The organism is Mycolicibacterium aubagnense, assembly GCF_010730955.1.
GTDB classification, from domain to species: Bacteria; Actinomycetota; Actinomycetes; order Mycobacteriales; family Mycobacteriaceae; genus Mycobacterium; species Mycobacterium aubagnense.
Genome location: NZ_AP022577.1, coordinates 860,929 through 886,563 on the forward strand (window position 1 = coordinate 860,929; position 25,635 = coordinate 886,563).

Annotated in this window: 20 protein-coding genes and 6 pseudogenes; 16 read left to right on the top strand and 10 right to left on the bottom strand. The window is 63.6% G+C overall.

Going from position 1 to position 25,635, the window contains the following annotated elements; all coding sequences use genetic code 11:
* Positions 1–2: 2 nt before the first annotated feature.
* Positions 3–1,130 carry a site-2 protease family protein gene (locus G6N59_RS04345; RefSeq protein ID WP_138233553.1) on the bottom strand — a complete coding sequence of 376 codons (1,128 nt, stop codon included), beginning with the start codon at positions 1,128–1,130 and terminating at the stop codon, positions 3–5.
* A gap of 220 nt (positions 1,131–1,350) precedes the next feature.
* Here G6N59_RS04345 and G6N59_RS04350 point away from each other — a divergent pair.
* Positions 1,351–2,193: pseudogene (locus tag G6N59_RS04350) on the top strand (phosphoribosyltransferase); the annotation flags it as partial.
* Positions 2,194–2,250: 57 nt separating this feature from the next.
* Here G6N59_RS04350 and G6N59_RS04355 read toward each other — a convergent pair.
* Positions 2,251–3,483, bottom strand: a pseudogene (locus tag G6N59_RS04355) (IS256 family transposase).
* Between the two features lie 140 nt (positions 3,484–3,623).
* Here G6N59_RS04355 and G6N59_RS04360 point away from each other — a divergent pair.
* From G6N59_RS04360 to G6N59_RS04370, 3 genes and pseudogenes are all read left to right on the top strand, one after another.
* Positions 3,624–4,115 (top strand): annotated as a pseudogene (locus G6N59_RS04360) (dienelactone hydrolase family protein); the annotation flags it as partial.
* A 26-nt stretch (positions 4,116–4,141) separates the two neighbouring features.
* Complete coding sequence (locus tag G6N59_RS04365; RefSeq protein ID WP_163910958.1) at positions 4,142–4,888, top strand: DUF998 domain-containing protein; 747 nt, start codon at positions 4,142–4,144, stop codon at positions 4,886–4,888.
* Positions 4,889–5,005: 117 nt separating this feature from the next.
* Positions 5,006–5,854, top strand: a complete 849-nt coding sequence (locus G6N59_RS04370; protein ID WP_138230507.1) for a slipin family protein — start codon at positions 5,006–5,008, stop codon at positions 5,852–5,854.
* A 46-nt stretch (positions 5,855–5,900) separates the two neighbouring features.
* On the opposite strand, the gene G6N59_RS04375 is transcribed toward G6N59_RS04370, so the two are convergent.
* Complete coding sequence (locus G6N59_RS04375) at positions 5,901–7,070, bottom strand: GAF domain-containing protein (protein ID WP_163910961.1); 1,170 nt, start codon at positions 7,068–7,070, stop codon at positions 5,901–5,903.
* Positions 7,071–7,445: 375 nt separating this feature from the next.
* On the opposite strand from G6N59_RS04375, the pseudogene G6N59_RS31790 reads away from it, so the two are divergent.
* The 3 genes and pseudogenes from G6N59_RS31790 to G6N59_RS04385 form a co-directional block, all read left to right on the top strand.
* Positions 7,446–7,751 (top strand): annotated as a pseudogene (locus G6N59_RS31790) (alcohol dehydrogenase catalytic domain-containing protein); the annotation flags it as partial.
* A gap of 141 nt (positions 7,752–7,892) precedes the next feature.
* Positions 7,893–8,405, top strand: coding sequence for an MDR/zinc-dependent alcohol dehydrogenase-like family protein (locus G6N59_RS31010; protein ID WP_235678726.1), 513 nt, complete (start codon positions 7,893–7,895; stop codon positions 8,403–8,405).
* Between the two features lie 90 nt (positions 8,406–8,495).
* Positions 8,496–9,944, top strand: coding sequence for an APC family permease (locus G6N59_RS04385; protein ID WP_138230504.1), 1,449 nt, complete (start codon positions 8,496–8,498; stop codon positions 9,942–9,944).
* Between the two features lie 52 nt (positions 9,945–9,996).
* Here the strand turns inward: G6N59_RS04385 and G6N59_RS04390 are convergent, their stop codons facing one another.
* Entirely contained in the window at positions 9,997–10,185 is a 189-nt protein-coding gene (locus G6N59_RS04390) for an Rv2628 protein family (protein WP_235678727.1), read from the bottom strand.
* A 334-nt stretch (positions 10,186–10,519) separates the two neighbouring features.
* Here G6N59_RS04390 and G6N59_RS04395 point away from each other — a divergent pair, with 334 nt between their 5' ends.
* Both G6N59_RS04395 and G6N59_RS04400 read left to right on the top strand, forming a co-directional pair.
* Positions 10,520–11,380, top strand: coding sequence for a Crp/Fnr family transcriptional regulator (locus tag G6N59_RS04395; protein ID WP_138230503.1), 861 nt, complete (start codon positions 10,520–10,522; stop codon positions 11,378–11,380).
* 277 nt (positions 11,381–11,657) lie between these two features.
* A complete protein-coding gene (locus G6N59_RS04400) occupies positions 11,658–12,551 on the top strand; it encodes a universal stress protein (protein WP_138230502.1) in 894 nt (297 codons plus the stop codon).
* A 33-nt stretch (positions 12,552–12,584) separates the two neighbouring features.
* Here the strand turns inward: G6N59_RS04400 and G6N59_RS04405 are convergent, their stop codons facing one another.
* Entirely contained in the window at positions 12,585–13,163 is a 579-nt protein-coding gene (locus G6N59_RS04405; protein WP_138230501.1) for a hypothetical protein, read from the bottom strand.
* A gap of 124 nt (positions 13,164–13,287) precedes the next feature.
* Here G6N59_RS04405 and G6N59_RS04410 point away from each other — a divergent pair, with 124 nt between their 5' ends.
* From G6N59_RS04410 to G6N59_RS04425, 4 genes are all read left to right on the top strand, one after another.
* Positions 13,288–14,223, top strand: coding sequence for a universal stress protein (locus G6N59_RS04410; protein ID WP_138230500.1), 936 nt, complete (start codon positions 13,288–13,290; stop codon positions 14,221–14,223).
* Entirely contained in the window at positions 14,220–15,239 is a 1,020-nt protein-coding gene (locus G6N59_RS04415) for a zinc-binding alcohol dehydrogenase family protein (protein ID WP_138230499.1), read from the top strand. The genes G6N59_RS04410 and G6N59_RS04415 overlap by 4 nt, the downstream gene beginning before the upstream one ends.
* Before the next feature lie 135 nt (positions 15,240–15,374).
* A complete protein-coding gene (locus G6N59_RS04420) occupies positions 15,375–16,259 on the top strand; it encodes an NAD(P)H nitroreductase (RefSeq protein ID WP_138230498.1) in 885 nt (294 codons plus the stop codon).
* A gap of 8 nt (positions 16,260–16,267) precedes the next feature.
* Positions 16,268–17,158 carry a universal stress protein gene (locus G6N59_RS04425; RefSeq protein WP_163910968.1) on the top strand — a complete coding sequence of 297 codons (891 nt, stop codon included), beginning with the start codon at positions 16,268–16,270 and terminating at the stop codon, positions 17,156–17,158.
* A 55-nt stretch (positions 17,159–17,213) separates the two neighbouring features.
* Here G6N59_RS04425 and G6N59_RS04430 read toward each other — a convergent pair.
* Positions 17,214–17,894, bottom strand: a pseudogene (locus tag G6N59_RS04430) (phosphoketolase family protein); the annotation flags it as partial.
* Between the two features lie 136 nt (positions 17,895–18,030).
* Between G6N59_RS04430 and G6N59_RS04435 the strand changes: the two are divergent.
* Positions 18,031–19,266, top strand: coding sequence for an IS256 family transposase (locus G6N59_RS04435; protein ID WP_041799755.1), 1,236 nt, complete (start codon positions 18,031–18,033; stop codon positions 19,264–19,266).
* Between the two features lie 58 nt (positions 19,267–19,324).
* On the opposite strand, the pseudogene G6N59_RS04440 reads toward G6N59_RS04435, so the two are convergent.
* Together G6N59_RS04440 and G6N59_RS04445 are read right to left on the bottom strand one after the other, a co-directional pair.
* Positions 19,325–21,046: pseudogene (locus G6N59_RS04440) on the bottom strand (phosphoketolase); the annotation flags it as partial.
* The gene (locus G6N59_RS04445; protein ID WP_163911910.1) at positions 21,043–21,966 is read right to left on the bottom strand and encodes a universal stress protein; all 924 of its coding nucleotides are present in this window, start codon (positions 21,964–21,966) and stop codon (positions 21,043–21,045) included. The gene G6N59_RS04445 and the pseudogene G6N59_RS04440, both read right to left, overlap by 4 nt.
* A 109-nt stretch (positions 21,967–22,075) precedes the next feature.
* On the opposite strand from G6N59_RS04445, the gene G6N59_RS04450 reads away from it, so the two are divergent.
* Both G6N59_RS04450 and G6N59_RS04455 read left to right on the top strand, forming a co-directional pair.
* Positions 22,076–23,374 (top strand): MprF family protein, encoded by a 1,299-nt coding sequence (locus G6N59_RS04450; protein ID WP_235678728.1) that lies wholly within the window; start codon positions 22,076–22,078, stop codon positions 23,372–23,374.
* Positions 23,358–24,155 carry a universal stress protein gene (locus G6N59_RS04455; RefSeq protein ID WP_138230975.1) on the top strand — a complete coding sequence of 266 codons (798 nt, stop codon included), beginning with the start codon at positions 23,358–23,360 and terminating at the stop codon, positions 24,153–24,155. The genes G6N59_RS04450 and G6N59_RS04455 overlap by 17 nt, the downstream gene beginning before the upstream one ends.
* 59 nt (positions 24,156–24,214) lie before the next feature.
* Here G6N59_RS04455 and G6N59_RS04460 read toward each other — a convergent pair whose 3' ends face one another.
* Positions 24,215–25,120: a universal stress protein gene (locus tag G6N59_RS04460; protein WP_163910971.1), complete on the bottom strand. Its 906-nt coding sequence runs from the start codon at positions 25,118–25,120 to the stop codon at positions 24,215–24,217.
* Positions 25,121–25,241: 121 nt separating this feature from the next.
* On the bottom strand, positions 25,242–25,538 hold the full coding sequence (locus G6N59_RS04465; protein ID WP_138230977.1) for a hypothetical protein: 297 nt from the start codon (positions 25,536–25,538) through the stop codon (positions 25,242–25,244).
* Positions 25,539–25,635: the final 97 nt, after the last annotated feature.

Sequence of the window (25,635 nt, forward strand, 5' to 3'; positions counted from 1 at the left end):
CGTCAGGCCTGCACGGCAAGGGCGCGCACGTCGACCAACCGGAGAATGTCCTCGGCAGTGACGATCCCAACGACCCGTCCCGCATCGACGACGAGTGCCCGGCTCCCGCACGCCGGATCCAGCCGCCCGAGGAGGTCGGTGATCGATTCGTGAATGTTGGTTTCAGGCACCCGATCTCGTGGGATCGCCGCTTCGCTGACCAGCGTACTGACCCGCAATTCCGGTGCAATGTTCCGCAATTGCCTGAGCGTGATCAGGCCGGTGATGTCTCCGTTCCGGTCCTCGACCGGATACGCCGAGTGCCGGTCGCCGAGCAGGTAACGCTGGATGAACTCGTCCACCGAGATCCAGCCGGGCGCCGTATGAGGGTGCGCGGTCATGACGTCAGCGACAGCCAAGCCGGCGAGTGCCCGGCGGGTCCACCGCGTCATCTGCTCTGTGCGCGCCGCACTCAGCAAGAACCAACCGATGAACACCAGCCAAACCCCGCCGACGGTGATGCCCCTGAGGAACTCGAACAGTCCGACACCGATGAGCATGTAGGCCAGGACGCGCCCCGCCCGGAGCGACTGGGTCGCGGCGCGCTCCGCATCGCCGTGTCGCTTCCACAGGTAGGCACGAAGGATCCGCCCGCCGTCCAGCGGGGCGCCGGGCAGCAGATTGAACAGTCCGACCACCACGTTGATTGCGGCCAGCCACCAGATGACGGCGGTGACAATGTCTGCGCCGGCGACGCCGCGCAGGGCGGTTGCCACCGCGGCAAACAGCCCTGCCAAGATCAGACTTGTCACCGGGCCCGAAGCGGCAATCCGGAACTCGGCTCTCGCGTCCTTCGCTTCGCTCTCGAGCTGTGCGATACCTCCGAACAACCACATTTGGATGCCGTGGACCTCGACGCCGTACCGGCGCGCTACGAACGCGTGAGTCAGCTCGTGGGCAAACACCGACAGGATGAGCACGACCGCCCCGGACAGTCCGGCCAGCCAGTAGATCCCGGTGGAGTGGCCGGGCGCCGTCGCGGGCAAGGAATCAGCCAGGCTCCACCCGAACAACCAGAGGATGACGAGCACGCTCCAGTGCACACTCAGCGGAATCCCCGCCACTCGCCCCAGAGGGATTCCAGGTTCCATCTCGTCAACTCCAATTATCTTGCCCGACAACGGCTCGGTTGCGCGCGCCCGCCTACCAGCGCACATTCCAGCCCACCACGTGGGGTTCCGCAGGTGGTAGGGACCGAAGTAACGAATCTGGTAGGGCTTATGTCCGGAGTCCCCGAACAGGACTCTGGTCGGCAGGTTCGGGGACCAAATGCCATAGCGTCATGCCCTGCTCGGGGTAATGCTCACGGGCATGACGCTGTTTGTTGATCGCTCAGACGCTGGCCGTCAGTTGGCGCATCAACTGGAATACCTCCGCGGCCAGGACATTGTGGTCCTGGGCCTGCCGCGCGGCGGAGTGCCGGTCGCCTTCGAGGTGGCGCAAGCTCTGACGGCCCCATTGGACGTTCTGGCAATTCGCAAGCTCAGCGTGCCCTTCCGACCCGAGCTGGTCTTCGGCGCCATCGGCGAGGACACACCGCGGGTGGTCAACGATCCGATCGTGCGCGCCGCCAGTCTCAATGCCCAGGATGTCGACGAAATCGAACGCAAAGAACGCGCCGAACTACATCGCCAACTCGACCGGTTTCGCCATGGGCGGGAACGAATCCCGTTGGTCGGCCGGATCGCGGTGATCGTCGACGACGGCATCGAGACGGGTACGACGGCCAGAGCAGCCTGCCAAGTCGCCCGGGCACAGGGCGCGCGCAAGGTGGTGCTGGCTGTCCCCGTGGGGCCGCCGGACCTGCTCGAGATCATGGACGGATATGCCGACGAGGTGGTCTGTCTCGAAACGCCCGCAGCTTTCCGGGCGGTACGGCAGGCGTACGACGCGTTCGCACCGATGTCGGATGACGAGGTGCTCAGGCTGCACGCCCGGGCCGGGGCCAGCTACCGAGAAGCGGCGACGAACAAGCGCGCGCCCGTTCGCATGCTCCGCGATGCGGAAATCTGCGTCGACGCCGGTGCGGTCCAGCTCGCGGGACGCCTCACAATTCCTGAACGTGCGCAAGGAATCGTGGTGTTCGCCCACGGGAGCGGAAGCTCACGGCACAGCCCCCGCAATCGCTTCGTCGCGTCTGTTCTGAATGACGCGGTCAAGTCCAGGGACGTGGTGTATGACGTCGTCGTGTGATTCTTCGAGGTAGTTGGGTCAGGCGGGCAGTGCCGCGGGGGTAGCCTCCTGTTCGGTTGGGGTGTCGTTGACGGTGCGTGATTTGCTCAGAACGTCGAGGCCGAGGTAGCGCCGCGACTCGGCCCATTCGTCGTGTTGTTCGGCCAGCACTGCTCCGACGAGACGGATCAGGGCCGCGCGGTCGGGGAAGATGCCCACGACGTCGGTGCGCCGGCGGATCTCCTTGTTGAGTCGTTCCTGGGGATTGTTGCTCCAGATCTGGCGCCAGATCTGCTTGGGGAACGCGGTGAACGCCAGCAGATCCGGCCGCGCCGCTTCGAGGTGATCGGCGACATTGGGCAGCTTGTCGGACAATGCGTCGATGATCCGATCATATTGAGCAGCAACGGATTCAGCGTCAGGTTGGTCGAACACCGAGTGCAGCAGGGTGCACCCAGGGCCACGAACTCTTGGGAGTGACGGACATCAGGTTGGTCGTGTAGTGGGTTCTGCAGCGCTGCCACGCCGCTCCGGGCAGGGTGGCCCCGATGGCGGCGACCAGCCCGGCGTGGGCGTCGCTGGTGACCAGTTTGACCCCGGACAGGCCGCGGGCGGTCAACGACCGCCAGAACGTCAACCAGCCCGCCCGTCCTCAGCGGTCGTGACATCGATTCCCAGGATCTCGCGGTAGCCCTCGGCGTTGACCCCGACGGCGATCAGGGCGTGCACGTTGACCACCCGGCCGGCTTCACGCACCTTGAGCACCAGAGCGTCCGCAGCGACGAACGTATACGGGCCGGCATCGAGCGGCCGGGTCCGGAACGCCTCCACGGCGGCGTCGAGTTCCTTGGCCATCACCGACACCTGCGACTTCGACAACGACGTGATGCCCAGGGTCTCGACCAGCTTGTCCATCCGCCGCGTCGAGACACCAAGCAGGTAACACGTCGCCACCACCGTGGTCAGGGCCCGCTCGGCGCGTTTACGGCGCTCCAGCAGCCAGTCCGGGAAGTAGGATCCTTGCCGCAGCTTCGGGATCGCAAGATCCAAAGTCCCTGCACGGGTGTCGAATTGACGGTGTCGGTAGCCGTTGCGGGAATTGGTGCGCTCAGCCGAGCGTTCGCCGTAGCCGGCACCGCATAGGGCGTCGGCTTCGGCGCCCATCAGGGTGTGGATGAACGTGGCCAGCAGCTCGCGCAGCACGTCGGGATGGGCAGTGGTGAGTCGTTCGGCCAGCACAGTGGGCAGATCGATATTGTGGGCAGTGGTCATCGCGTCGATTCCTTTGCTCGAGTGACTTTGGACGGTCTCTCGAAGAATCACGCGATGACCTTCAATCACTCGGCTACGACACGCCGGTACCGCTGATCAGGTCCGACTCGTACACCACCTTGATGGACGCAACCAATGACGCCCGTCTGGCTACCCTGTTGCTCGACTTGCTGACCCCCGCAGAAGAAGTCAACCGCGCCAATGTCTTCGATATCGGGTTACTGGCTGCACGTCTGGTAGAAGTCGGGGCATGGCTCGCCCGGCAAGTCGATACCGCGGCTCTGCCGATCGGTTACTTCGGAGCGAGTACCGGCGCGGGCGCGGCCCTTCGAGCTGCCGCAGACCCAAGAGTCACGATCGAAGCGGTCGTTTCGCGCGGTGGCCGGCCCGATCTCGCGGGCGGGGCTCTGGCCGACGTTCGAGCCCCGACGTTATTGATCGTCGGTGGGCGCGACGACATCGTCTTGGAACTCAATCGGCAGGCCCAGGCGGCGATGCGCACCGAATGCCGGCTGGTCATCGTTCCCGGCGCAACGCATCTTTTCGAAGAACCAGGGACCCTTGAACAGGTCGCGGAACTGGCATGCCACTGGTTTGTCGAACACCTCAGTGCCGTCGCGGCCACCCCGTAACTGATCGGACGACGGAGTCCGGCCACATGATTTCCACCCCGGTTTCCACCCCGCAGTTCCGGCCAGTACCCCAGCCGTGGTTGTTGGTCGTGCTCGCCGGACTCATCGGCTACTGTGACTTCCCGCTGCAATGGGTGATCGGATCACCTCTCAGCCCCACGCGGTCGTACATCAGCGAACTGTCGGTCGCCGGCCAACCTGCATATCAAGCATTCAGGATCGGCGACCTCGCGGCAGGATTCGGCCTGACCGCACTCGCGGGAATTCTGCTGCTCTGGCGTCCGTCACCACCGATGCGCCTCGGGAGCGTGGCGCTGACAATCGCCGCGGCCACCGCGATCATCGATGCCTTGTCACCCATGACGTGCACCCCGTCAACGGATGTCCAGTGCTGGGATGGTGATCACGCCGCCGTGCTCGCCCAGTTGTCGCAGTTGCACACCATCTCCGGGGTGATCGGATTCGCCGCCATGGTCATCGCGATGGCGGCCTCAGGCACCGCACTGCGCCGGCAATCAGAGACGCGCCATCTCGGGTCCGCCGGGCTCGTCGTGGCGGCCGTCGGTGCGGTGCTCGGTTGCGTGCAGATCGGCATGGCCCTCGCCGGTTCTGACTGGACGGGACTGTTCGAGCGCATACAGGTGTTGACGATGACCGCATATCTGACAGCGTTGACCATTGTCATCGCCCGCTCCGCAGGCCTGCGTCGCAACCGGCTGCGCAGTGAGAAGCGGCGGCCCTACCCGCACCCGGCCGGAAGTCGGGCCAATTGACAAAAGATTGCAGCTGCAGGCCCAAAGGCCCTGTCCGGCAAGCTCCGGGCAACGCAATGCTGGTCATAGCGACTCACCGCGACACGACGGTGGTCGAGGTCGTCGTTTGGAGGAGATATGAGCGCAACCGGCGTAGTGATAGCGGTTGTCGTGGTTGTCGGCGCTGTGCTGCTGGCGTTGTCGATCCGCGTCGTCAAGCAGTACGAACGAGGCGTGCATTTCCGCTTCGGCCGCATCATCGGTGTGCGGAATCCGGGGCTCCGGCTGATCATTCCTGCAGTCGATCGCCTGCTGGCGGTGTCGTTGCGAATCGTGACAATGCCCATCCAGTCGCAGGGCATCATCACGCGGGATAACGTCAGCGTCGACATTGCCGCTGTCGCCTACTTCCGCGTGGTCGATGCACGAAAGTCGGTCATGGCTATCGAAGATGTTGCTGTTGCCATCAATCAGATCGCACAGACCACGTTGCGCAACGTCGTCGGCCAGCATTCTCTTGATGACGTACTGGCGAACACCAGCGAGATCAACACCAGCATCCGCCAGATCCTCGACACGAACACCCTCGAATGGGGCGTGGAAGTGACCTTGGTTGAACTCAAGGACATTCAACTGCCGGAGGGTATGAAACGAGCGATGGCGCGGGAGGCCGAGGCCGAGCGCGAGAAGCGCGCCAAAATCATTGCGGCAGAGGGCGAGGCCAGAGCCGCAGCGGCCCTCGGCCAGGCATCCGACACCATGATGGCGCATCCGCTCGCACTGCAACTTCGCAATCTCCAGACGCTGGCCGAACTCGGTGTGGAAAAGAACACCACCGTCGTATTTCCCGCGCCCTTGATGAGCGCGATCGGCGAACTCAGCACATTTCTGGCGCGGGAGTCGAGCGCCGCGACCGCAATGAACGGGCCCGACGGGCTGAGTGAATCCACTCACCCGCGTCCGGTGGCCGCAGCTGTCACCCGCTGAGGTCTCTCCGCCGTGGACCGGGCGTACCCGCTCGTCTCTTGTGCGTTCAGACGGCGTGGTCGCTGTCGTGGCTTTCCAGTTCAAAGATGCGCTGCTGGGTAGTTGTGTACTGCAGCGCGATCGCCGCGTAGTCGGCGAAGGTCGCGACCATGTCCGAATCTTCATCGGTGAACGCACCATGTTCGTCGGTGCGCACGACTGCGAGTGCTCCTGCCATAATCCGGGTGTCCCGCAACGGCGCGACGACAGCCGGACCCAGATCGCTCGTGCCGTCGACGAGTTCGAGAGCGGTCAGGTTGAGCGCCTGGCGCTGATGGAATGCGCTCCACAGTGGCGACTCGTGTGATCGAATCGTCAGTCCGACGGTGATCTGCTGCGGCGGCGTCCCGGCGACCGATGCAATCACCAACTCGTTCACCTCGTCCAGATCGAGGGTGGGTTCGGGTGGGACAGCCAACAGAGCCCATTGGCTGCGCGAGAAACCAATGATCTTGTCGACAATGAGCTGCTGAATATGCTGATGCTCTAGACCTGCCAACAAGGCGGTGGAAATCGCGCGGGTCGCTTCTAGCCAGTCTTGGCGTCGCCGTGATTGTTCGAAAAGCCGGGCATTGGTCACAGCGATCGCTGCCGCCGCCGCCAGCGCCGTGAGCAGAACCTCGTCGTCCGCGGTGAACACTGCGTTATCGGGTTTTTCGGCCACGTAGATGGTTCCGAACACCTCCCCGGTCTGCAACACGATCGGTAACCCTAGAAAAGCGTGCATCTCGGGGTGATGGGCGGGAAACCCGACGAACGCCGGGTGATCGTGGACATCGACGATCCGCAACGGAACTGAATTCCGTAGTAGGTGTGCCGGCACGCCGATGTCACCGGTGGGTAAGCGACCGATGCTGGTACGCGTTTCCTCGTCGATACCTTCGAACACGAACTCGGCCAGGCGGTTTTCCCGTCCTCTGACGCCGAGTGCACCGTAGCGGGCTCCCGTGAGTGTCACGGCGCTGCGGACGATCCGGCGCAGCGTCTCATCGAGATCGAGGTCCGAGGTGATGATGAGTATGGTCTCGATCAGCAGGTCCAACCGGTCAGTCGCGTTCACCGCTTCAGCGAGGCGCCCATGGACCTCATGGAGCAGTTCGCGAAGTTTCAAGTGCCCGAGCATGGCCGACAAGTCGCCGTCCGCACTATTGCCGTTGGGCACGATGACTTCTCCCATGGTTTCGCCACCACCAGAACTCTTTGAGTCAGCCGGGTATGGACCGGCCGCCCACCAATTTGCCGTCAGCGGGTAGCGACATGAAGGGTCGAAAGTCATGCACTTCACGCCCACCGGTCCTCCGCAACAAGTCGCACAAGACATGCACAGCAACCAACAGCCGGCCGCACGGCCAACGCCGCAGCGAGGACCGCCCCGGGCAGCGGCGGTGACTTTTGACTCTGGGCGGCAAAGGGTCTCGCGTGTGACAACTACAGAGTGACTCACCCCGACTGCATGCAGAACACTCCATCCGCATCCGAAGCTATCGACATCGACCGCGCCAGCGGTGACAGAGCTTCAGACATGCCCAGGTGCGGTGGGCCGCCGGAGGTGATGGCGGCCGCCTATATCACCACCGAAGGCGAACTCACCATCAGGCAGCAGCCGGTACCGAAACCTGGACCCGGCGAAATACTTTTGCGTACCGCAGTTTCCGCGTTGTGTGGCACCGATCTGCATCGCTTCCGGGGAGCGACATCCTACGGGACCGACACTGATGTCTACGGCCATGAATCAGTAGGTGCAGTGGTACGTTGCGACTCCGGACGGTTCAACCCGGGACAGCGAGTCCTTCACGTTCCATTCCCAAGCGACGGAAGAGTTTTCGCGCCATACCAGCTCGCCCGGGAGACCAACGTCGTGCCTCTGCCGGATGAGTTGACCGCCAGAACGGCAGTGTTCGCTCAACAACTCGGTACGGTGATCTACGCGCTACGCAACTTCTGGCCGTCGCCCACACCCCCGCGACGAGCCTTCGTCGCGGGGGCCGGCCCTGCAGGATTGCTGTTCATCCAGCTGCTTCGCCAGCGCGGATGCACCGAGGTCTACGTCCACGAGCCTGACGCACACCGCTCTCGACTGGCCGTGACATTTGGTGCGCTTCCCGCGACCGCAGCATCCCCCACTGCTGAGTTGAGCGTGGATGCCAGTGGCATGATCGGTGTCCGGCACGAGTGCTGGCAGCGTACTGATCAGCACGGCATCATAGGCGTCTACGGTCTACCCGACCACGAGCCCGGCGACCTGGAGATCTCCGTGCTGGAACTGGTGAGCAAGAACCTTCGTCTGGTCGGCGCCATCGGCTCGCAGGCAGAACCCGGCCTGGTGTCGTTCCGCGAGGCGATCCATCTCCTCGAAACAGCGAAAATAAACGTTGAACCACTCGTCTCACACGAAATCGGTTTGGCAGAACTCCCCCACACCGCGCTGCGCGCGGCCCACGTGCAAGACAACATCGTGAAAGTTCTGGTCACGTTCCCCGGTCCGCCAGCGAGCGACGCCGAGAGCATCTAGTCACCAGCCCGACGCCGTGGCGTTTCCCCGACCCCGATGTATCCACATTGCAGCACGCACGAGCAACTGCGACAAGGAGAGTCTCATGCCATGAGCAATGGTCCTGGGCACCGGAGAGAGCCCGATTCGGGCAAATCGATTGAGATATCCCGTGAATCAGAACATCGCGGTTTGGGGTTGACTTCGGCCAGCGGACTGGTCATCGGGAGTGTCGTGGGAACCGGCGTGTTCACGATGCCGGCGCTGATCGCCAAAGCGGGCTCCGTGGGCATCCTCGTCCTTGTTGTCGTATCCGTCGGGTCCGTATTGCTGGCTGTCCTGTTCGGTCAGTTGACGGCCCGAATCGCCAATTCCGACGGCGGTTTATATGCCTATGTCAGATACGAATTCGGCGACTTCGCCGGTTATCTCGTTGGTTGGAGCTACTGGATCTCAGCGTGGGCCGGTAATGCGGCCATCGTCGCCTCATGGGTGCTTTATGTCGAGGCACTGCTAAAGCTCACATCTCCGAGCGCACCGGTGAACTGCGGTATCGCCATGGTCGCGCTGTGGGTGCCCGCGGTTGTCAATCTCGTCGGTGTGCGACAGATGGCATGGTTTCAGAATGCCACGGTGGTGCTGAAGTTCTTGCCACTGCTGTTCATCGGAATTGTCGGCTGGTTCTTCGTCGACGGCGCTCGTTTCAGTCCGTTCAATGCCTCGGGCGCAAGCATCTACACCGCAATCGGTTTGGCTGCCGGTGTAGCCCTGTTTTCTTTCATCGGCGTCGAGGCGTCGGCCATCACGGCAAGACGGGTCGACAACCCCGCACGCAACGTCGGGCGCGCGGCGGTGATCGGCGTTGGCGTCAGCGCCCTCCTCTACGTCCTCGTCACGGCCGCGGTCATCGGACTGGTACCGCACGACGTGCTTGTCAACACGGGGTCGCCGTTCGTCGACGCGTTCGAACGTATCTTCGCCCAACATGTCTGGGCCGGACAGTTGATCGCGGCTGTCGCGGTGGTCTCCGGAATCGGAGCACTGAACGGTTGGACCCTGATCGTGGCCGAGGCCTCACGATCAATGGCGCAAGACGACCTGTTTCCCAAAGCCTTTGGCTGGATTGACCGCAATGGCAATGCGTGGTTCAGCATCGTGATTGCCGCCGCGCTTCCATCGCTGTTGATGCTATGGCGTTATGCCTCAAGTTCGGGACTGACGGTGTTCACCTATTTGGTCAATCTGACGGTTGTCACCGTCGCCATCCCCTACTTCTTTTCGGCACTCGCGCAATTGACCCACCTACTGACGCGTCGCCCGGTGGACCGCTGGCGGCTCGGCCGAGACCTCACAGTTGCAGTCGCCAGCCTTGCTTTTTCGATGTGGTTGACCTTTGCCGCCGGCTACCAGTTTGTGTATCAGGGGCTGGTCGTGATCCTCGCCGGCATGATCGGCTACCCCGTACTGGTGGCCGCACGACCGAACACGGATAAGAATGCGGGCACACGGTGCTCGGGGAGCCGCTGCGATTGTGGGTGCCACCGTTTGGGCCAAGAGTGAACGGGCCTATCGAGTGCTCTCCGGGCCCGTCAGCCGACGAATGTGCGCTCTGCTAGGCCGTGGCCACCGACCACAACCGCCATGGCCTCTGGACGACCGCCTCGACCTCAACCTCGATCTCGACTGACAGCCGCGCCGCCAACGCGTGCGCGTTGGGCCAGTCACTGGCGCACACCGCGCGCGCAAGGTCGTCGACTACAGGGCTCACCGCATCGAATTCGGCGAGCCATGATGCCACCACACTGGCGACCATGTCTCCGGGTACGTGCGCTGCCCGCCCTCCGCGCAAGCAGTCACGGACGCAGAAACACAGTTGGCGATCGGCCGCAGCTGATCCGCGACTCGCCCAGTGCGCGATTGCTCCCATGACGATCACCTCCGAATGTGCTGACACAACGATCACATCACCGGCGCAATGCCAGCCGTAGGGGCCGAGGTAGCAAAGCCGCGTGCCCTATGGCGGCTGGCCAGTGGCCGAAATCCGGACGAAGAGGGGACTTTGGTACGAGCCAAACGTAGGGGAATTGGGCCAAACGTCCCTATCGGATCACCCGCGGCAAATTTAGTGTCACACCATGCGCCGATGCCGTACGCCGGAGTCGAACCCCGCGAGTGCGGTACTGCGCCGCACCGGTACGCACCCATCCACCAACATGATGCGGAATCGCTGGGCGGAGTGCGCGGTGCCCGCGAGCCATGTCGATTGGAAAGACGCGCTGAGCAAGAGCTGGTTGATCCAGGACCGTACGACGATGGATGAGCTCCTCGGGGTGACCGGATCGGCTCCATCACTGCACCTCAACGACTTCCCCACCGGGCATCAGATCTTTGCCGACGGCAAGCCGGCCAACCGCGTCTACGTGATCATCTCGGGCATCGTGAAGCTCACTGCGCCGCTTCCGCGGGGTCGGTGCGCCGTCCGATCACTGTTGGGCCCGGGTGACATCATCGACGCGCCAACAGCATTCGACGGCAGCCCGCATGGCTGCACGGCGACGTGCCAGACTCTTGTGCGCACGGCTTCGTTGAGCAGTAGTACCGTGCAACGGCTCCTCAGGCACCGGCCGGCACTCGCCCAACGCTGGCTCCAGGCGCTCGCGCAGGAAATCCGCGCCCGTGAACAGGACATTGCACTGTTGGCATCAGGTGACATCGCCGCCCGTGTCGCGCGCGAATTGATCAGGCTCGCAGAACACCTCGGAAATCCCGTCGAGGGCGTCTTGCACATCGATCACACCCTGACCCGTCAGGAGTTCGCCGAACTGGTCGGTGCCCCGAAAGAACCGGTTGGCAAGGCGCTGGCGAACTTCGTCGCGCACGGATGGATCGTGACGGGTCCGGGCCGGTTCGAGATCACCGACATCGATCAGCTCCGCCGACGCGCCGCGGCGGCCTTCACCACGTCAGCCCTTGACTCACATGCCTTCTCCGAATGACGCCAGATCACGGAAGGACCGCAATGACGGCAGCACAAGCAGACGTCCGGGTACTTGCCCAGCAATTCCTCGCGTCGCCATACGCCCGCATGGAATTCATCAATTGGTCGATCGATCGACGTGTCGAAAGGTTCCTCCACAGTCGCGGGTTGTCGCATGTGGCTGACGACGGAGACTCGCTGCGCGACTTGGTCGATCGAATCCTGCACTGCCACGGCTGCGAAATCCCGGCCGACGACTGCAGCCAAGCAGCCTCAAGCCGGGCAGACATCCGGCGATGAGAACGCGCAACAGCCGATTCGGCGTCCTGGTCGGCATCGACGGCTCCGCAGAATCCCGCAGCGCCGTCCATTGGGCCCTTGACACAGCCGCGCGGCACGACCTGCCGCTGACAGTTGTCCATGTCCTGCGAGAGCCCGAGAATCATTGCACTGCTTGGGGATTGACGAGCGCGCCCAAATCAGTCCGGTCAAATCCCCAGGTCGAGCATGATGCCGAGGCCCTGGTCGGCAGCGCGATATCCGTCATCGACCATCTGGCCGACGCCACACCGCTCGGATACCTGCGGACCAAGCTGCACGCCGCGCCGACGGCCGCGACGTTGGCGGACCTCTCCGGCGATGCCGACATGGTCGTCGTGGGCGGTACCGAACATCATCTCGCCTCGCCCACGCTCTGGCCGTCCATCGGTATCGACCTGGCTCGCCACGCCAGTTGTCCGGTCGCGGTCGTGCGCGGTGAGGCCAGAATCCGGCCGTGCGCCTTGCCTGTCGTCGTGGGTATCGACGGCTCGTCCGCCTCGGAAGCCGCCGTCGCCATCGCATTCGACGAGGCAGCGTCGCGAGATGTCGAACTGGTGGCGCTCTGCGTGGTCAAGGAGAACACGACCCTCGAACTGTCGGGCACCATGCTGGCGCCCGACACTGCCGGCCAGGAAGTCCTGGCCGAGCGACTGGCCGGCTGGGCTGAACAGTATCCGGATGTCAATGTTCGGCCACTGGTGGCATGGGGTGATCCCGCCCAGCGCCTCCTGGAGGAAGCCGAAACGTCACAACTCCTCGTCGTCGGCAGCCACGGACGCAACACCATGGCGAGCGCCGTACTCGGTTCGGTCAGTAGCGCGGTCGTTTCGAAGTCGCCTGTCCCGGTCATCATCGGCCGGCAGCCCTGACGGTGCCGCCTCCGCGCTGCGGCAAACACTCGGTCAGCGGTACCGCAACGGCAAGCGCCACAGCGAATCCCGTGGGCCGAGTTCCCACGACCTGACTGCGTTCAGCCGGACCAGGCTCAACGCACCGGCGATGAGAACACCGGCAAGAGGTACACCGCCGAGGACGGCGGTCAGGATCGCAGTGCGCAGCTCATCCGGGTCCGCCGTTGTCACGTCGAACCAAGCGTCACAGAGCAAGAGGATTCCTGTGGTGAACGCAGAAAACACCAACAGCTGGCGATGCAGCCAGGCCAGGATCGCCGTCGCCGCCATGAATACCACCAACAAGCAATCAAATCCGACCCAGATCAACGGCCAATTCCGGACCTCGTGAGTGCGCGGCAATGTGAAACCCAGATAGACGATCCACGGGATCATGAACACCACACCACCGGTCATCAAGCTCAGGTGCGCGCGCCGCAGTCTCTTCGGATGTGCGGCAGACATCACTTCGCCGATCGGACGTTGGAGGCGGCGGATCAGGTCACGTCGCTGCGCGGGTGTCAGCGCATTGATCTCGTTGTCCGACAGTACATGTCCGGTGTTTCCTTCGCCGGCATCGTGTTGCAGCATCCGACCGACGCTACGAGTCGTCAGCACCGGCATGTTAGAGCCGTTGGTCCTGATGTGAGCGCGACGGCCGTCCGATGACCTTGGTCCCTAGTACGGAAACAGCGGGCCGAACACCATGGAAGACATGTCAATTGCTGCTAATCCAGGCACCGTGGTCGGCATCGACGGATCGGCCGACGGCGAGGCCGCGCTGCGCTGGGCTGTCGGAGACGCGAAGCTCAACCATCAGAAACTCACGCTTGTACACGTCGTGAGCCCACTGGTCGGGGGTTACTCCGGCATCGGAATGTCGACACCCGTTTGGCCGCAAGATCTCAACGATTGGCGGCAGGACCGCGGACGGCAATTGCTCGACAACGCGGCACACCTCGCACATTCCCTCGCGGGCCGGGAGCTGGAGATCGACACGATGATGCCGTTCGGCGCCATCGTGCCCGCATTGGTCGAGTTGAGTGCTCACACCGACATGATGGTGCTGGGCAGCCGCGGACTGGGCACCTTCAACCGTGCGCTACTGGGCTCCGTCAGCACCGCGTTGGCCCACCACGCGCACTGCCCCGTCGTGCTGGTGCACGCAGATGCGCCGACGCTGCCCGCCAATGCCCCGATTCTGCTGGGTACCGATGGCTCGGCCGGGTCGCTGCCCGCGGTCGAGTTGGCCTTTCGTGAAGCATCTTGCCGGAACGCCGAATTGATCGTGCTGCACGCTTGTAGTGACGCCGAGGTCCCCCAGCTCACCGCAGTTCCGTGGTGGGCACTCGACAGCGACGCCGAACATCAACTGACGCAGTTCCTGGCGCCGTACCGAGAGCGCTATCCAGAAGTGGCGGTCAGCTATCACGTGGTGCGCGACCATCCAGCCCGTCATCTGGTGGAAGAGTCCGAGTCTGCCCAGTTGGTCGTCGTCGGCAGCCGTGGGCGCGGTGGCCTGGCCGGCATGCTGCTGGGGTCGGTCAGTTCCACACTGGTGCACGCGACGACGACACCGGTCGTCGTCGCGCGGCGCGACCCAGCCCGCGTAGAGACCAGCCCGACGGTTGCCACGGCGGCGCAATCATGATCACCTCGACCATGCGCACCTGGCGAGTTCGTACCCCAGCCCCCATCGACAGCGGCCCGCTCGAGTTCGGCACCGCAGACATCACGGAACCAGGCGACGGCGAACTGCTCATCGCCGTGCGCGCCTGTGGCGTCTGCCGCACCGACCTGCACGTCGTCGAAGGCGACCTGCCCGTGCACCATCCGCACGTGACCCCCGGTCATGAGGTGGTGGGTGAAGTGGTGGCCGTCGGGGACCAGACCGGCGGCGAGTTCACCGTCGGTGATCGCGTCGGGGTGGCGTGGCTGCGACACACCTGCGGGCGGTGCCACTTCTGCCTCCGGGGAGCGGAAAACCTCTGCCCACAGTCTCGCTACACAGGTTGGGACGCAGACGGTGGTTACGCGGAATTCATCACCGCACCAGCCGATTACGTGCACCCCCTGCCTTCCGGCTACTCGGACGTCCAGCTTGCGCCATTACTGTGCGCCGGCATCATCGGATACCGATCCTTGCTGCGAGCCGACCTACCGGACGGCGGGCGTCTGGGCATCTACGGCTTCGGTGGCAGTGCCCACATCACCGCGCAGGTGGCGCGAGCCCGCGGCGCGGAAGTACACGTCATGACGCGCGGTGAAGCCGCACAAAAGCTGGCCATGGAACTCGGTGCCGCCTCGGCACAGGGTCCTGCTGATCCACCCCCTGTGGCGCTGGATTCCGCGATTCTGTTTGCGCCCGTGGGGGAATTGGTGTTGCCGGCACTGGAAGCCCTCGATCGTGGCGGCACCCTGGCCATCGCCGGCATCCATCTCAGCGACATCCCGGCATTGAACTACCAGCGGCATCTGTTTCAGGAGCGGCAAGTCCGATCGGTGACGTCGAATACCCGGGCTGACGCCCGCGAGTTTCTTGCGTTCGCCGGTAGCCATCACATCGATGTCACCGCCCCGACGTATCCATTGGACCAGGCACAGCACGCCCTGAGCGATCTCGCCGCCGGGCGCATCTCCGGTGCCGCAGTACTCCAGGTCAGCTGATCACCGACTTCCCGTCGATCGGCAGATTCCCCGAGAATGAGCCCAAGGGCACACCAACGAGGACCTACGGCCCTGTCGGATCCCCCTGCAGCACTACGAGACTCGAACCAACACAGCTGCCGGAAGGGGATGGCGATGCTCAAGTCAATGCTACCGGTCGAGGTGCTCGAGGACAGCATTCGTCTGGCCTGTCGAGCTCCGTCCTATCGCAACAGCCAGCCGTGGAACTGGATAATCGACCATTCGCAACTGCAACTGTTCATTGCCCCCGAGCGAGTGCCATCCGCCGATCACGCTGGGCGCCAATCGCTGATCAGCTGTGGAGCGGCCCTGGACCACTTGCGCGTCGCGATGGCCGCCAACCGCTACGACTGCCAGGTCACGTACTTTCCATCTGCCAACAGTCTTGCGTACCTGGCTTCGATCGATATCGCACCGGCGAACTGTGTCACTGAACTCCAGCGCCGTCGCGCCCAGGCGATCATCGACCGGCGCTCCGCTCGACTGCCGTATGACCAGCCGCCGAGTTGGTCTCACTTCGAGCCCAGAATGCACTCCGACGTCGATTGCCAGTTCACCTACCTCGACGTGATCGCCGAAGGCGATCGGGCTGACATCACCGAGACAACCCTGCTGGCGGAGCAGCTACAGCCGTTCGAGTCGGACACGAATCATTGGGGCACAACCACATCCGAGCAAGACCGGGACGAACGAACCGAGGTCGCCGGTGATCATTCCGTACTGCTGGTGTTGTCAGCGGTCGAGAACACCCGCCGGGCGATCTTCGGCTGTGGTGAGACACTCTCGCAGGTGCTCATCGAGGCCACCATGGCAGGTTTCGCCACCTCCATCATGACTCGGCCGGTCGAAGTTGCCGCTACTCGCGACATCGTGGCCGATGTCGTCGGTCGCGCACTGCCTCAGGTGATCGTGCGGATCGGCGCCCATTACAACCGGGATCTCTTGCCGCCGCAGGCCCCACGTCTGCCGCTGTCCGCGGTACTCCATTTCGCCGAATGAGGAAAGACATGCACACCGAACCAGCCGCTCCGGTCATCGTCGGAATCGACGGCTCACCCGCCTCTGAATCGGCGGCGCTGTGGGCTGCGCAGGAAGCCGCCCGCCGTAACGTGGAGTTGCGACTCATCTACGTGGTCAATTCCGTTCTGGGCCAATCGATACCCGCAGAGTCGTACCGGGTGGACGTCGAGAAGGCAAAGACGGTACTTGCTGCCGTCCGCAGACAGGTTGTGTCGACCATCCCCGAAGCCAGGGTGAAAACCGATTTCTACGAGGGGAATCCTGCCGGAGTTCTGGTCGCCGAGTCTCGATTCGCGTCGCTTATCTGTCTCGGTACCAATGGCATCGGTCGATTCGTCAAGGCATTTCTCGGATCGACCGCCGAGACCGTGGCCGGTGATGCCGCCTGCTCAGTTGCTTTGATCCGGACTGCGGACGCCACGAAAACTGCCGACTTCCACCCGCAGTTCATCGTCGCACCGGTCAGCGTGTACGCCGACGACTCCCGGATCATCCGAGCCGCGGTACGTCGGGCACGTCATCACCACTCCCCCGTCCTGGCGCTGGGTGTCAAGGACAACGATCTCGGAGCCACCCCACGCGATGTGTTGGACCAAATGGTGGACCGATGGCGCCAGGAGTATCCCGACGTGACGTGGTACCCGGTAGCGACGAACGCGGGACTGCCGCATTTCCTGCGGGACCATCCCGAGTTGGCTGTCACCGTGGTGTTGAATTCGACTGGAAAACTGGATATTTCATCCGTGATCGGAGGAATTCATCGCGAGCCGGTGGTGATGAACCAGCTCGTGGTCTTCATCGACCGGGATCACGATGAAACCGAATCTCGCACAGACCGCACAGCAGCATCCACAGGTGACCAGACAGTGCCGCAATAGTATTCAGCCGGGTACCCGGGATGCCCGCCGCGCACCGGCGGGCATCCCGGTACCGTCATTCAACGGCCGGAATCCAGTTCCATTCCAGTACCTCCGGCAGGTCCTCACCGTATGTGCGGATCCAGTCCCGATGGCGATCCTGGGCGGAGATCATGTCAGCCCGCAGCATGTCCGCGGCCGAACCGCGAAGTCCGGGGGTGAGGTCGATCGTGTCGATCACCAGCTGAAAGCGATCCATCTTGTTCAGCACCAGCATGTCGAAGGGCGTGGTTGTCGTGCCCTCCTCCAGGTACCCACGCACATGCATATGCCGGTGGTTGCGTCGACGGTAGGTCAACCGGTGAATCAACGACGGGTAACCGTGATAGGCGAAGATCACCGGCCGATCGCTGGTGAACAACGTGTCGTACTCCGCGTCCGTCATGCCGTGTGAATGCTGCGAATTGGACTGCAGGCGGAACAGATCGACCACGTTGACGACGCGAATCTTGAGCTCCGGCAGATGTTTCCGCAGTATCGATACCGCGGCCAGCACCTCCGTGGTGGGAACGTCGCCGGCACAACCCAGCACCACATCAGGTACTGAACCCGCGTCGGTGCTGGCCCACTCGAAGATGTCCGCGCCACGTGCACAATGCACCGCGGCTTGCTCGGCGGTGAGCCATACCGGTGCGTCGTTCTTCCCCGCGACGATCACGTTGATGTAGTCCCGGCTGGCGAGGCAATGCGCCGCTACCGGGTTGCGTCCATCAAGGTGGTGTACGAGTCGGACCTGATCAGCGGTACCGGCGTGTCGTAGCCGAGTGATTGAAGGTCATCGCGTGATTCTTCGAGAGACCGTCCAAAGTCACTCGAGCAAAGGAATCGACGCGATGACCACTGCCCACAATATCGATCTGCCCACTGTGCTGGCCGAACGACTCACCACTGCCCATCCCGACGTGCTGCGCGAGCTGCTGGCCACGTTCATCCACACCCTGATGGGCGCCGAAGCCGACGCCCTATGCGGTGCCGGCTACGGCGAACGCTCGGCTGAGCGCACCAATTCCCGCAACGGCTACCGACACCGTCAATTCGACACCCGTGCAGGGACTTTGGATCTTGCGATCCCGAAGCTGCGGCAAGGATCCTACTTCCCGGACTGGCTGCTGGAGCGCCGTAAACGCGCCGAGCGGGCCCTGACCACGGTGGTGGCGACGTGTTACCTGCTTGGTGTCTCGACGCGGCGGATGGACAAGCTGGTCGAGACCCTGGGCATCACGTCGTTGTCGAAGTCGCAGGTGTCGGTGATGGCCAAGGAACTCGACGCCGCCGTGGAGGCGTTCCGGACCCGGCCGCTCGATGCCGGCCCGTATACGTTCGTCGCTGCGGACGCTCTGGTGCTCAAGGTGCGTGAAGCCGGCCGGGTGGTCAACGTGCACGCCCTGATCGCCGTCGGGGTCAACGCCGAGGGCTACCGCGAGATCCTGGGAATCGATGTCACGACCGCTGAGGACGGGGCGGGCTGGTTGACGTTCTGGCGGTCGTTGACCGCCCGCGGCCTGTCCGGGGTCAAACTGGTCACCAGCGACGCCCACGCCGGGCTGGTCGCCGCCATCGGGGCCACCCTGCCCGGAGCGGCGTGGCAGCGCTGCAGAACCCACTACACGACCAACCTGATGTCCGTCACTCCCAAGAGTTCGTGGCCCTGGGTGCGCACCCTGCTGCACTCGGTGTTCGACCAACCTGACGCTGAATCCGTTGCTGCTCAATATGATCGGATCATCGACGCATTGTCCGACAAGCTGCCCAATGTCGCCGATCACCTCGAAGCGGCGCGGCCGGATCTGCTGGCGTTCACCGCGTTCCCCAAGCAGATCTGGCGCCAGATCTGGAGCAACAATCCCCAGGAACGACTCAACAAGGAGATCCGCCGGCGCACCGACGTCGTGGGCATCTTCCCCGACCGCGCGGCCCTGATCCGTCTCGTCGGAGCAGTGCTGGCCGAACAACACGACGAATGGGCCGAGTCGCGGCGCTACCTCGGCCTCGACGTTCTGAGCAAATCACGCACCGTCAACGACACCCCAACCGAACAGGAGGCTACCCCCGCGGCACTGCCCGCCTGACCCAACTACCTCGAAGAATCACACGACGACGTCATACACCACGTCCCTGGACTTGACCCGCTACCGACAGCAAGGTGTTGGCGTCCGGCGGCAAGTAGATGCGGGCGACCTCGGCGCGCTTGTTGGCGACGTGGTCGATGAAGCCGGGATCCTGGTGCGAGAAGCCGTTGTGATCTTGGCGCCACACGTGCGACGTGAGCAAGTAGTTCAGGGATGCGATCGGTGCGCGCCAGGGGAGTTCGCGACTCACCTTGAGCCACTTGGCATGCTGGTTCACCATCGAGTCCACGACGTGGGCGAAGGCCTCGTAACTGTTGAGCAGGCCATGGCGCCCCGTCAGCAGATACCCTTCCAGCCAGCCCTGGCACATATGTTCCGACAAGACTTCGAGTACGCGCCCGTCGCGAGCCAGATGCTCGTCGCTTGGCACAACCGATGCGTTCCACTGCTTGTCGCTCACGTCGTACACCGCATCGAGCCGATTCGACGCGGTCTCGTCTGGCCCGAACAGTCTGAAGTTGCGGTAGCAGGCGTTACGCACCATGACTTCGCGCAGATACTGCCCGAGCACCCGGGTCGGCTCGGCTGTGGTGTCTCCCGGCTGCACGGTGGACACGGCAAATTCCTTGGCGGTCGGCAGATGCAACGGCGTCAACAGGAGGCCGCCGTTGGCATTTGGGTTCAACCCCATCTGGTAATCAGACGTCGGAATGTTGTCGGCTACCAGCGCTGTCGGGCAACCCGTCTCGTCGAACAGCTCGTCGGGCCGATAGGAGGAGAGCCAGTCGACGAACTGCCGGCGGTGTTCCGGATCAGTCCGGATGTCGGCGATGGGCACCTGATGGGCGCGCCACGTGCCCTCCACGGGTAGACCGTCGACCCATCGTGGTCCGGTCCAACCTTTCGGTGTCCGCAACACGATCATGGGCCACTGCGGTCGTGGCGGTGGCGACGAGGCCGTCCGCGCAACGTTCTGGATCTCGCTCACCAGGGCTACCGCCTGGTCGAGCGCCGCGGCCATGTCCTGGTGCATCCGGTGCGGGTCGTCACCGGTGACGTAGATCGGGTGATGCCCGTATCCGCGTAACAGGCTATCGAGTTCGGCGTCCGTGATCCTCGCCAATATCGTCGGGTTGGCGATCTTGTATCCGTTGAGATGCAAAATGGGCAGGACCGCACCGTCGGTGACCGGGTTGATGAACTTGTTGGAATGCCAACTGGCCGCCAGCGGGCCTGTCTCGGCCTCACCGTCACCGATTACGCATGCCACCAACAGATTCGGGTTGTCGAGAACCGCGCCGTAGGCGTGCGCCAACGAATAACCCAGCTCGCCGCCCTCGTGGATCGAGCCGGGAACCTCGGGTGCGACATGGCTGGGAACGCCACCCGGAAAAGAGAATTCGCGGAACAACGTCGCCATGCCGTGAGCGTCGCGGGCAATATCGGGGCGAGTCCGGCTGTAGCTGCCCTCCAGCCAGGCGTTCGCGAACAATGCGGGCCCGCCGTGTCCCGGCCCGATGACATACATCGCATCAAGATCGTAGTCGATGATTGCGCGATTCAAGTGCGCGTAAATGAAATTCAGCCCCGGCGAGGTGCCCCAGTGACCCAACGGGCGGGGCTTGATGTGGTGCCGCTCCAGAGGAGTTCGCAGCAGCGGGTTGTCCATCAGATAGATCTGGCCGGCGGTGAGATAGTTCGCAGCCCGCCAGTACGCGTCCACCGATCGCAGTCGCTCCGGCGCCAACGGCTCCCTCACCGCACGAGTTGCGCTCGTCATCGTTTGGACTCGCGAGCATGCGGCCGAACGACGAGCACCGGGCAGTTCGCATGGTGGATCAACCGGTGACTGGTGGCGCCGAGGAACAATCCGGTTGCATCGCCGTGTCCATGGCTCCCGGCGACGAGCAACTGAGCGTGCTGGGCATGGCTCAGCAGCACCTGCCCCGGGTTGCCGAGTGCGGTGATGCGTCGGACAACGACGTCGGGGAATTTCTCTTGCCAGCCCGCCAGTCGCTCTGCCAGCAGCATCTCCTGCTGTTCCTCGCGAGCCCGGCCGGTGAGGTCATTCCATGGTGGTTCTACGTAGTAGAAATAGGCCGGCATGTAGCTCCAGACCAGCACAGCCACCAGTTCTGCGCCGCGCATCGAGGCTTCCTCGAATGCCCAGGCGATCGCGTCTTCGCTGTCCCGCGCGCCGCTGATCCCCACCACGACCGTGCCCGTCACGGGCACCCCGGGTGCACGAACCACCACAACGGGGCTGTGCGCGTGTGCGGTCAAGGCTACCGCGACCGAGCCGGCCAGCAGCCCCGTCAATGCATTGAGTCCCGATGAACCCACGACGGTCAGGAACGCGTCCTTGGACAGCTCGGCCAGCACCCGGGCCGGACGACCCGCCACTCTGGACAGGGTCGCCTCCACGTCAGGGTCCAGCACCTGGACGTGATCCAGCGCTTCGTCAAGGAAGCGCTGGCCCGTGGTTTCCAGGTATTTGAAGAAGCTCTCCGAGGCACCGGGGTTGAATCCCATCGCAAAACTCTCGAAGTCCACGGCGTGCGCCAGCAGCAGCGGAAGGTTGCGCAACTGCGCTTCATTGACAGCCCAGTCGAGTGCGAGCAACGACGAACTCGATCCGTCGATTCCGACCAAAATATAAGGGCGGGATGATAATTCAGTCACAGTATCCTCCGAGAACATTGCCGATCTGATGGTCACGACGGTACGAGGGCCGGGCAACCTGCTGCTATGGCCGAAAGTCACTCGTTGACCCGCCACAGGCAACGCGCCGAAGGTCGCTCGCCCAGCGGTGACTCAGGTGTCCAGCCAAAGGGCCTTTGTGCCCTCGCCCCGACCACATGCCCCGCGTGAGGATTCGCTGAAACGTCCTTTCTACACCCAGAGGGAGCTCATGGAGCCGGCAGACCGCGCCGCAGGCCCCCAGCTGACCATCGGCCGGCCGAACCGGAAACGGCACGATAGCGATCCGTGCCCGTCCAGCATTACTTACGCCGCGCTACAGCATGTTTGGTCACTGATCTGCGGCACTCACGGTGATCCGCTGGCTCCGTTCGCGATGGCCGCCGGTCGGCGCTTCTGGTTCAGCCCCGACGGCACCGCTGCTCTGTCCTACCGCGTACTCAACGGGTACGCCGTCGTCGCGGGCGACCCGATCGGAAATCCCGGCCTGTACACCGCGCTCGTCAGCAGCTTCGCCGAAATGTGCCGAGAACACCACTGGCACGTCGCAGTCCTCGGCGTATCAGAGCCACGATTGGCGTTGTGGCACAGCGCCTCCAGCATCGTTCCCCGTCTGGCCACGGTGCCGATCGGCCGTGACGTCGTTATCGACGTCGACGGATTCAGCCTCGCCGGCCGGCGCAAACGTAACCTTCGCCAAGCTGTCCAACGCACCCACAATGCCGGCATGACGACGCAGGTCGTGGCGGAGAACCAGGTCGACGACCAGCTGCGCGCGGAGTTGCGCGGCGTGATGCTCGACTCGGGCAAATCCGCCGACAAAGAACGCGGATTCTCCATGATGCTGGGCGGCACGCTATCGGGTTGCTATCCGGGGGTATGGCTCATCATCGCCCGCGACCGGGGCGGCCGAATACAGGGCTTCCATCGCTATGCCAGCGCCGGCGGAGGCACCGACCTCAGCCTGGACCTTCCGTGGCGTCGCAGGGACGCCCCGAACGGCACGGACGAGCGGCTCAGCGTCGACATGATCCAGTGGGCAAAAGAGCATGGAGGGCAACGTGTCTCGCTCGCCTTCGCGCCATTTCCCGAGTTGTTCTCCGAAGGTACCGGGCACGGGTTGTCCCGCCAATCCCTCCGGGCGTTGGCTCATATTGGCGATCGGTTCATCAAACTCGAGTCGCTGTACCGATATGTCCGCAAGTTCGATGCGATGAGCCAGGAGCGTTATGTGCTCTTCCCAGCCCTGCATTTCGGACACGCCCTGGCGGTTCTGATCGCCCTCGAGTTTTCCCCACATCACCGCTCACCGACCATGTCGACGGCGACCGCTGCACCGAACTCAGTTTCTTCCAACCGCCATCTGAACACGAAACAAACAGGGAGACAACATGATCGAAATCCATAGCGGCGACTCGGTCGTTGTAGGGATCGACGGTTCAACGGCCGCCGTATACGCAGCTCATTGGGCAGTGGACGAAGCCATTTCCCGAGAGGTACCACTGCGCCTCGTGAGCTGCGTTCGGCGGTCAGCAGAATCGGACCACATGGCCATGGAATACGCCAGGACCTGCCTGCGGGCAGCGCACGCGGCCATCGAAACCACTGCACCACAAGTAAAGATCGAGACTGCCGTGGTGACTGGCGACCCGACCGTTGCGTTGATCAAGGAATCCCGCGATGCCGCGCTGGTGTGCGTGGGTTCGGTCGGAATCGGGCGTTTTGCCAAGTCGCTACTGGGCTCGACGGCCGCAGGAGTTGCCGAGAGTGCGCCCTGCCCTGTCGCAGTCATCCGCAGTTACTCACCACGCCGACCGACTACCGACGGGGCGATCATGGTCGAGGTGAACGACTGGGAAGAAAACCATGATGTTCTCGCAGCGGCAGTTGCCGAAGCGAAGCTGCGCGCGCGGCCGATTGTTGCGGTCGGAGTGTGCCCGCCCGAGACGGGGGTAACGGCGTGGCAGGAGCTGCGGCGCCGCACTTCGGTCTGGCGCGACCTCCATCCCGACGTGGAGATCACCGCCGCACCTGTCACCACCAGCGTCGTCGACTACCTGCAGAACACGCACGAGCCAATCAGTCTCGTCGTCGTCGGCGTCCACAGCGCAAGGGATCTTCCGGCAATCATCGGCTCGCATGCCGACACCAACCGCGACCATCCATCGGTCCTGATCGCACGTGCATGACGTTGGCTGACCACTGCCCGGCCGCGGGCAGTGGTCAGTGGTCAGTGGTCAGTGCGCTGTCAGCTGCTCGACTCGCGGGCATGGGGCCGGGCAACGAGTACGGGGCAACTCGCATGCTGAATCAAGCGGTGGCTGGTCGAGCCGAGGAACCATCCCGTGAGATTCCCATGTCCGCGGGTCCCGGTGACAACCAACTGGGCGCGCTGGGCATAATCCAACAAAACGTGCCCCGGGTGACCGGCGGCGACAACCCGACGGACAGCGACGTCAGGGAACTTCTCCTGCCATCCGGCCAGGCGCTCCGCCAACAGCATTGCCTGCTGATCCTCACGGGCCGGACCCGGCAGCTCTTCCCACGTCGGTTCGACGTAGTCGAAATAGGCTGGTACATAACTCGATACGAGGACCGCAACAAGGTTTGCGCCTCGCAGCGAGGCCTCCTCGAAGGCCCAGCCGATCGCGTCTTCACTGTCCGGAGCACCGCTCACGCCGACTACGACCGGACCGCCGGCATGTGCGCCGGGAGAACGAACCACGACGACAGGGCTGTGGCCGTGCGCGGTCAGCGTCAAGGCCACCGACCCGGCGAGCAGCCCCGTGAGTCCGTTGAGCCCAGTCGAGCCGACGACGGTGAGAATTGCGTCCTTGGACTGCTCCAGCAGCACGTCCGCGGGACGGCCAGCCACGTTGTGTAGAGAAACCTCCACGTCAAGGTCCATGGCCTGAACGTCGGCCCTGGCTTCGTCGAGGAACTTCTGTCCTGCCGTCTCAACATATTTGAAGAAGCTCTCCGAGGGGGCTGGATTGAATCCCATCACAAAATTGCCGTAGTCGACGGCATGGACCAATCGCAGCGGCAGGTTGCGACCCTGCGCCTCGTGAACGGCCCACGTCAACGCGTCCAGCGATGACCTCGAACCGTCGATGCCGACCAAAATGTAAGGGCGAGGGGATAACTCGGTCATGGTGTCCGCTCCAGACGAAGGTTCATATCTGACACCTTCAACGGTACGAGCGCCGACTACGCCGTGCTATGGCCGAAAGTCACTCACCGGCCCCGACCGCGGTGCGGCTGATTACTCGACGTTACTCTGCGTCACCGACCGCGTCGAGGCGCTCGCTCACCCGCGCCAGCGCCTCGTCGAACACCTCGAGCTTCTCACCGCGCTTTTCATTGGCCGGCTGAGCGGCGCCCCGGCCACCTTCTGCCTCCACTCGGGCCGCGCCCTGACGCCGCAACAAACTGAAGTTCTTCTCGCGCGCTTGCCTGAGCTTGCTCTGGAGTTCCTTCAGCGATTTCGCGTCCATGCGAGCCAATGCCTCGGGATGGCTCTCGGCGATCAGCGAATTTTCCTGTGGGGTGAGGTTCACGTGGGTGCTCATCACTCATTCATAACCCGCGCTGAGCAGTCTGCTCGTTGAATCATCCGACTTCATGTGGAACCGTGACACGGCTGGCACGTCACCCGCTGCTCACCTG

Excerpts from the sequence above, each read along its gene's own strand:
- G6N59_RS04460 (WP_163910971.1), bottom strand. The coding sequence starts at position 25,120 with ATGACCGAGTTATCCCCTCGCCCTTACATTTTGGTCGGCATCGACGGT.
- G6N59_RS04345 (WP_138233553.1), bottom strand. The coding sequence starts at position 1,130 with ATGGAACCTGGAATCCCTCTGGGGCGAGTGGCGGGGATTCCGCTGAGT.
- G6N59_RS04375 (WP_163910961.1), bottom strand. The coding sequence starts at position 7,070 with ATGGGAGAAGTCATCGTGCCCAACGGCAATAGTGCGGACGGCGACTTG.
- G6N59_RS04405 (WP_138230501.1), bottom strand. The coding sequence starts at position 13,163 with ATGCTGCAACACGATGCCGGCGAAGGAAACACCGGACATGTACTGTCG.
- G6N59_RS04465 (WP_138230977.1), bottom strand. The coding sequence starts at position 25,538 with ATGAGCACCCACGTGAACCTCACCCCACAGGAAAATTCGCTGATCGCC.
- G6N59_RS04445 (WP_163911910.1), bottom strand. The coding sequence starts at position 21,966 with ATGTTCTCGGAGGATACTGTGACTGAATTATCATCCCGCCCTTATATT.
- G6N59_RS04410 (WP_138230500.1), top strand. The coding sequence starts at position 13,288 with ATGTCAATTGCTGCTAATCCAGGCACCGTGGTCGGCATCGACGGATCG.
- G6N59_RS04370 (WP_138230507.1), top strand. The coding sequence starts at position 5,006 with ATGAGCGCAACCGGCGTAGTGATAGCGGTTGTCGTGGTTGTCGGCGCT.
- G6N59_RS04420 (WP_138230498.1), top strand. The coding sequence starts at position 15,375 with ATGCTCAAGTCAATGCTACCGGTCGAGGTGCTCGAGGACAGCATTCGT.
- G6N59_RS04365 (WP_163910958.1), top strand. The coding sequence starts at position 4,142 with ATGATTTCCACCCCGGTTTCCACCCCGCAGTTCCGGCCAGTACCCCAG.
- G6N59_RS04385 (WP_138230504.1), top strand. The coding sequence starts at position 8,496 with ATGAGCAATGGTCCTGGGCACCGGAGAGAGCCCGATTCGGGCAAATCG.
- G6N59_RS04400 (WP_138230502.1), top strand. The coding sequence starts at position 11,658 with ATGAGAACGCGCAACAGCCGATTCGGCGTCCTGGTCGGCATCGACGGC.
- G6N59_RS04415 (WP_138230499.1), top strand. The coding sequence starts at position 14,220 with ATGATCACCTCGACCATGCGCACCTGGCGAGTTCGTACCCCAGCCCCC.
- G6N59_RS04425 (WP_163910968.1), top strand. The coding sequence starts at position 16,268 with ATGCACACCGAACCAGCCGCTCCGGTCATCGTCGGAATCGACGGCTCA.
- G6N59_RS04395 (WP_138230503.1), top strand. The coding sequence starts at position 10,520 with ATGCGCCGATGCCGTACGCCGGAGTCGAACCCCGCGAGTGCGGTACTG.
- G6N59_RS04435 (WP_041799755.1), top strand. The coding sequence starts at position 18,031 with ATGACCACTGCCCACAATATCGATCTGCCCACTGTGCTGGCCGAACGA.
- G6N59_RS04455 (WP_138230975.1), top strand. The coding sequence starts at position 23,358 with ATGATCGAAATCCATAGCGGCGACTCGGTCGTTGTAGGGATCGACGGT.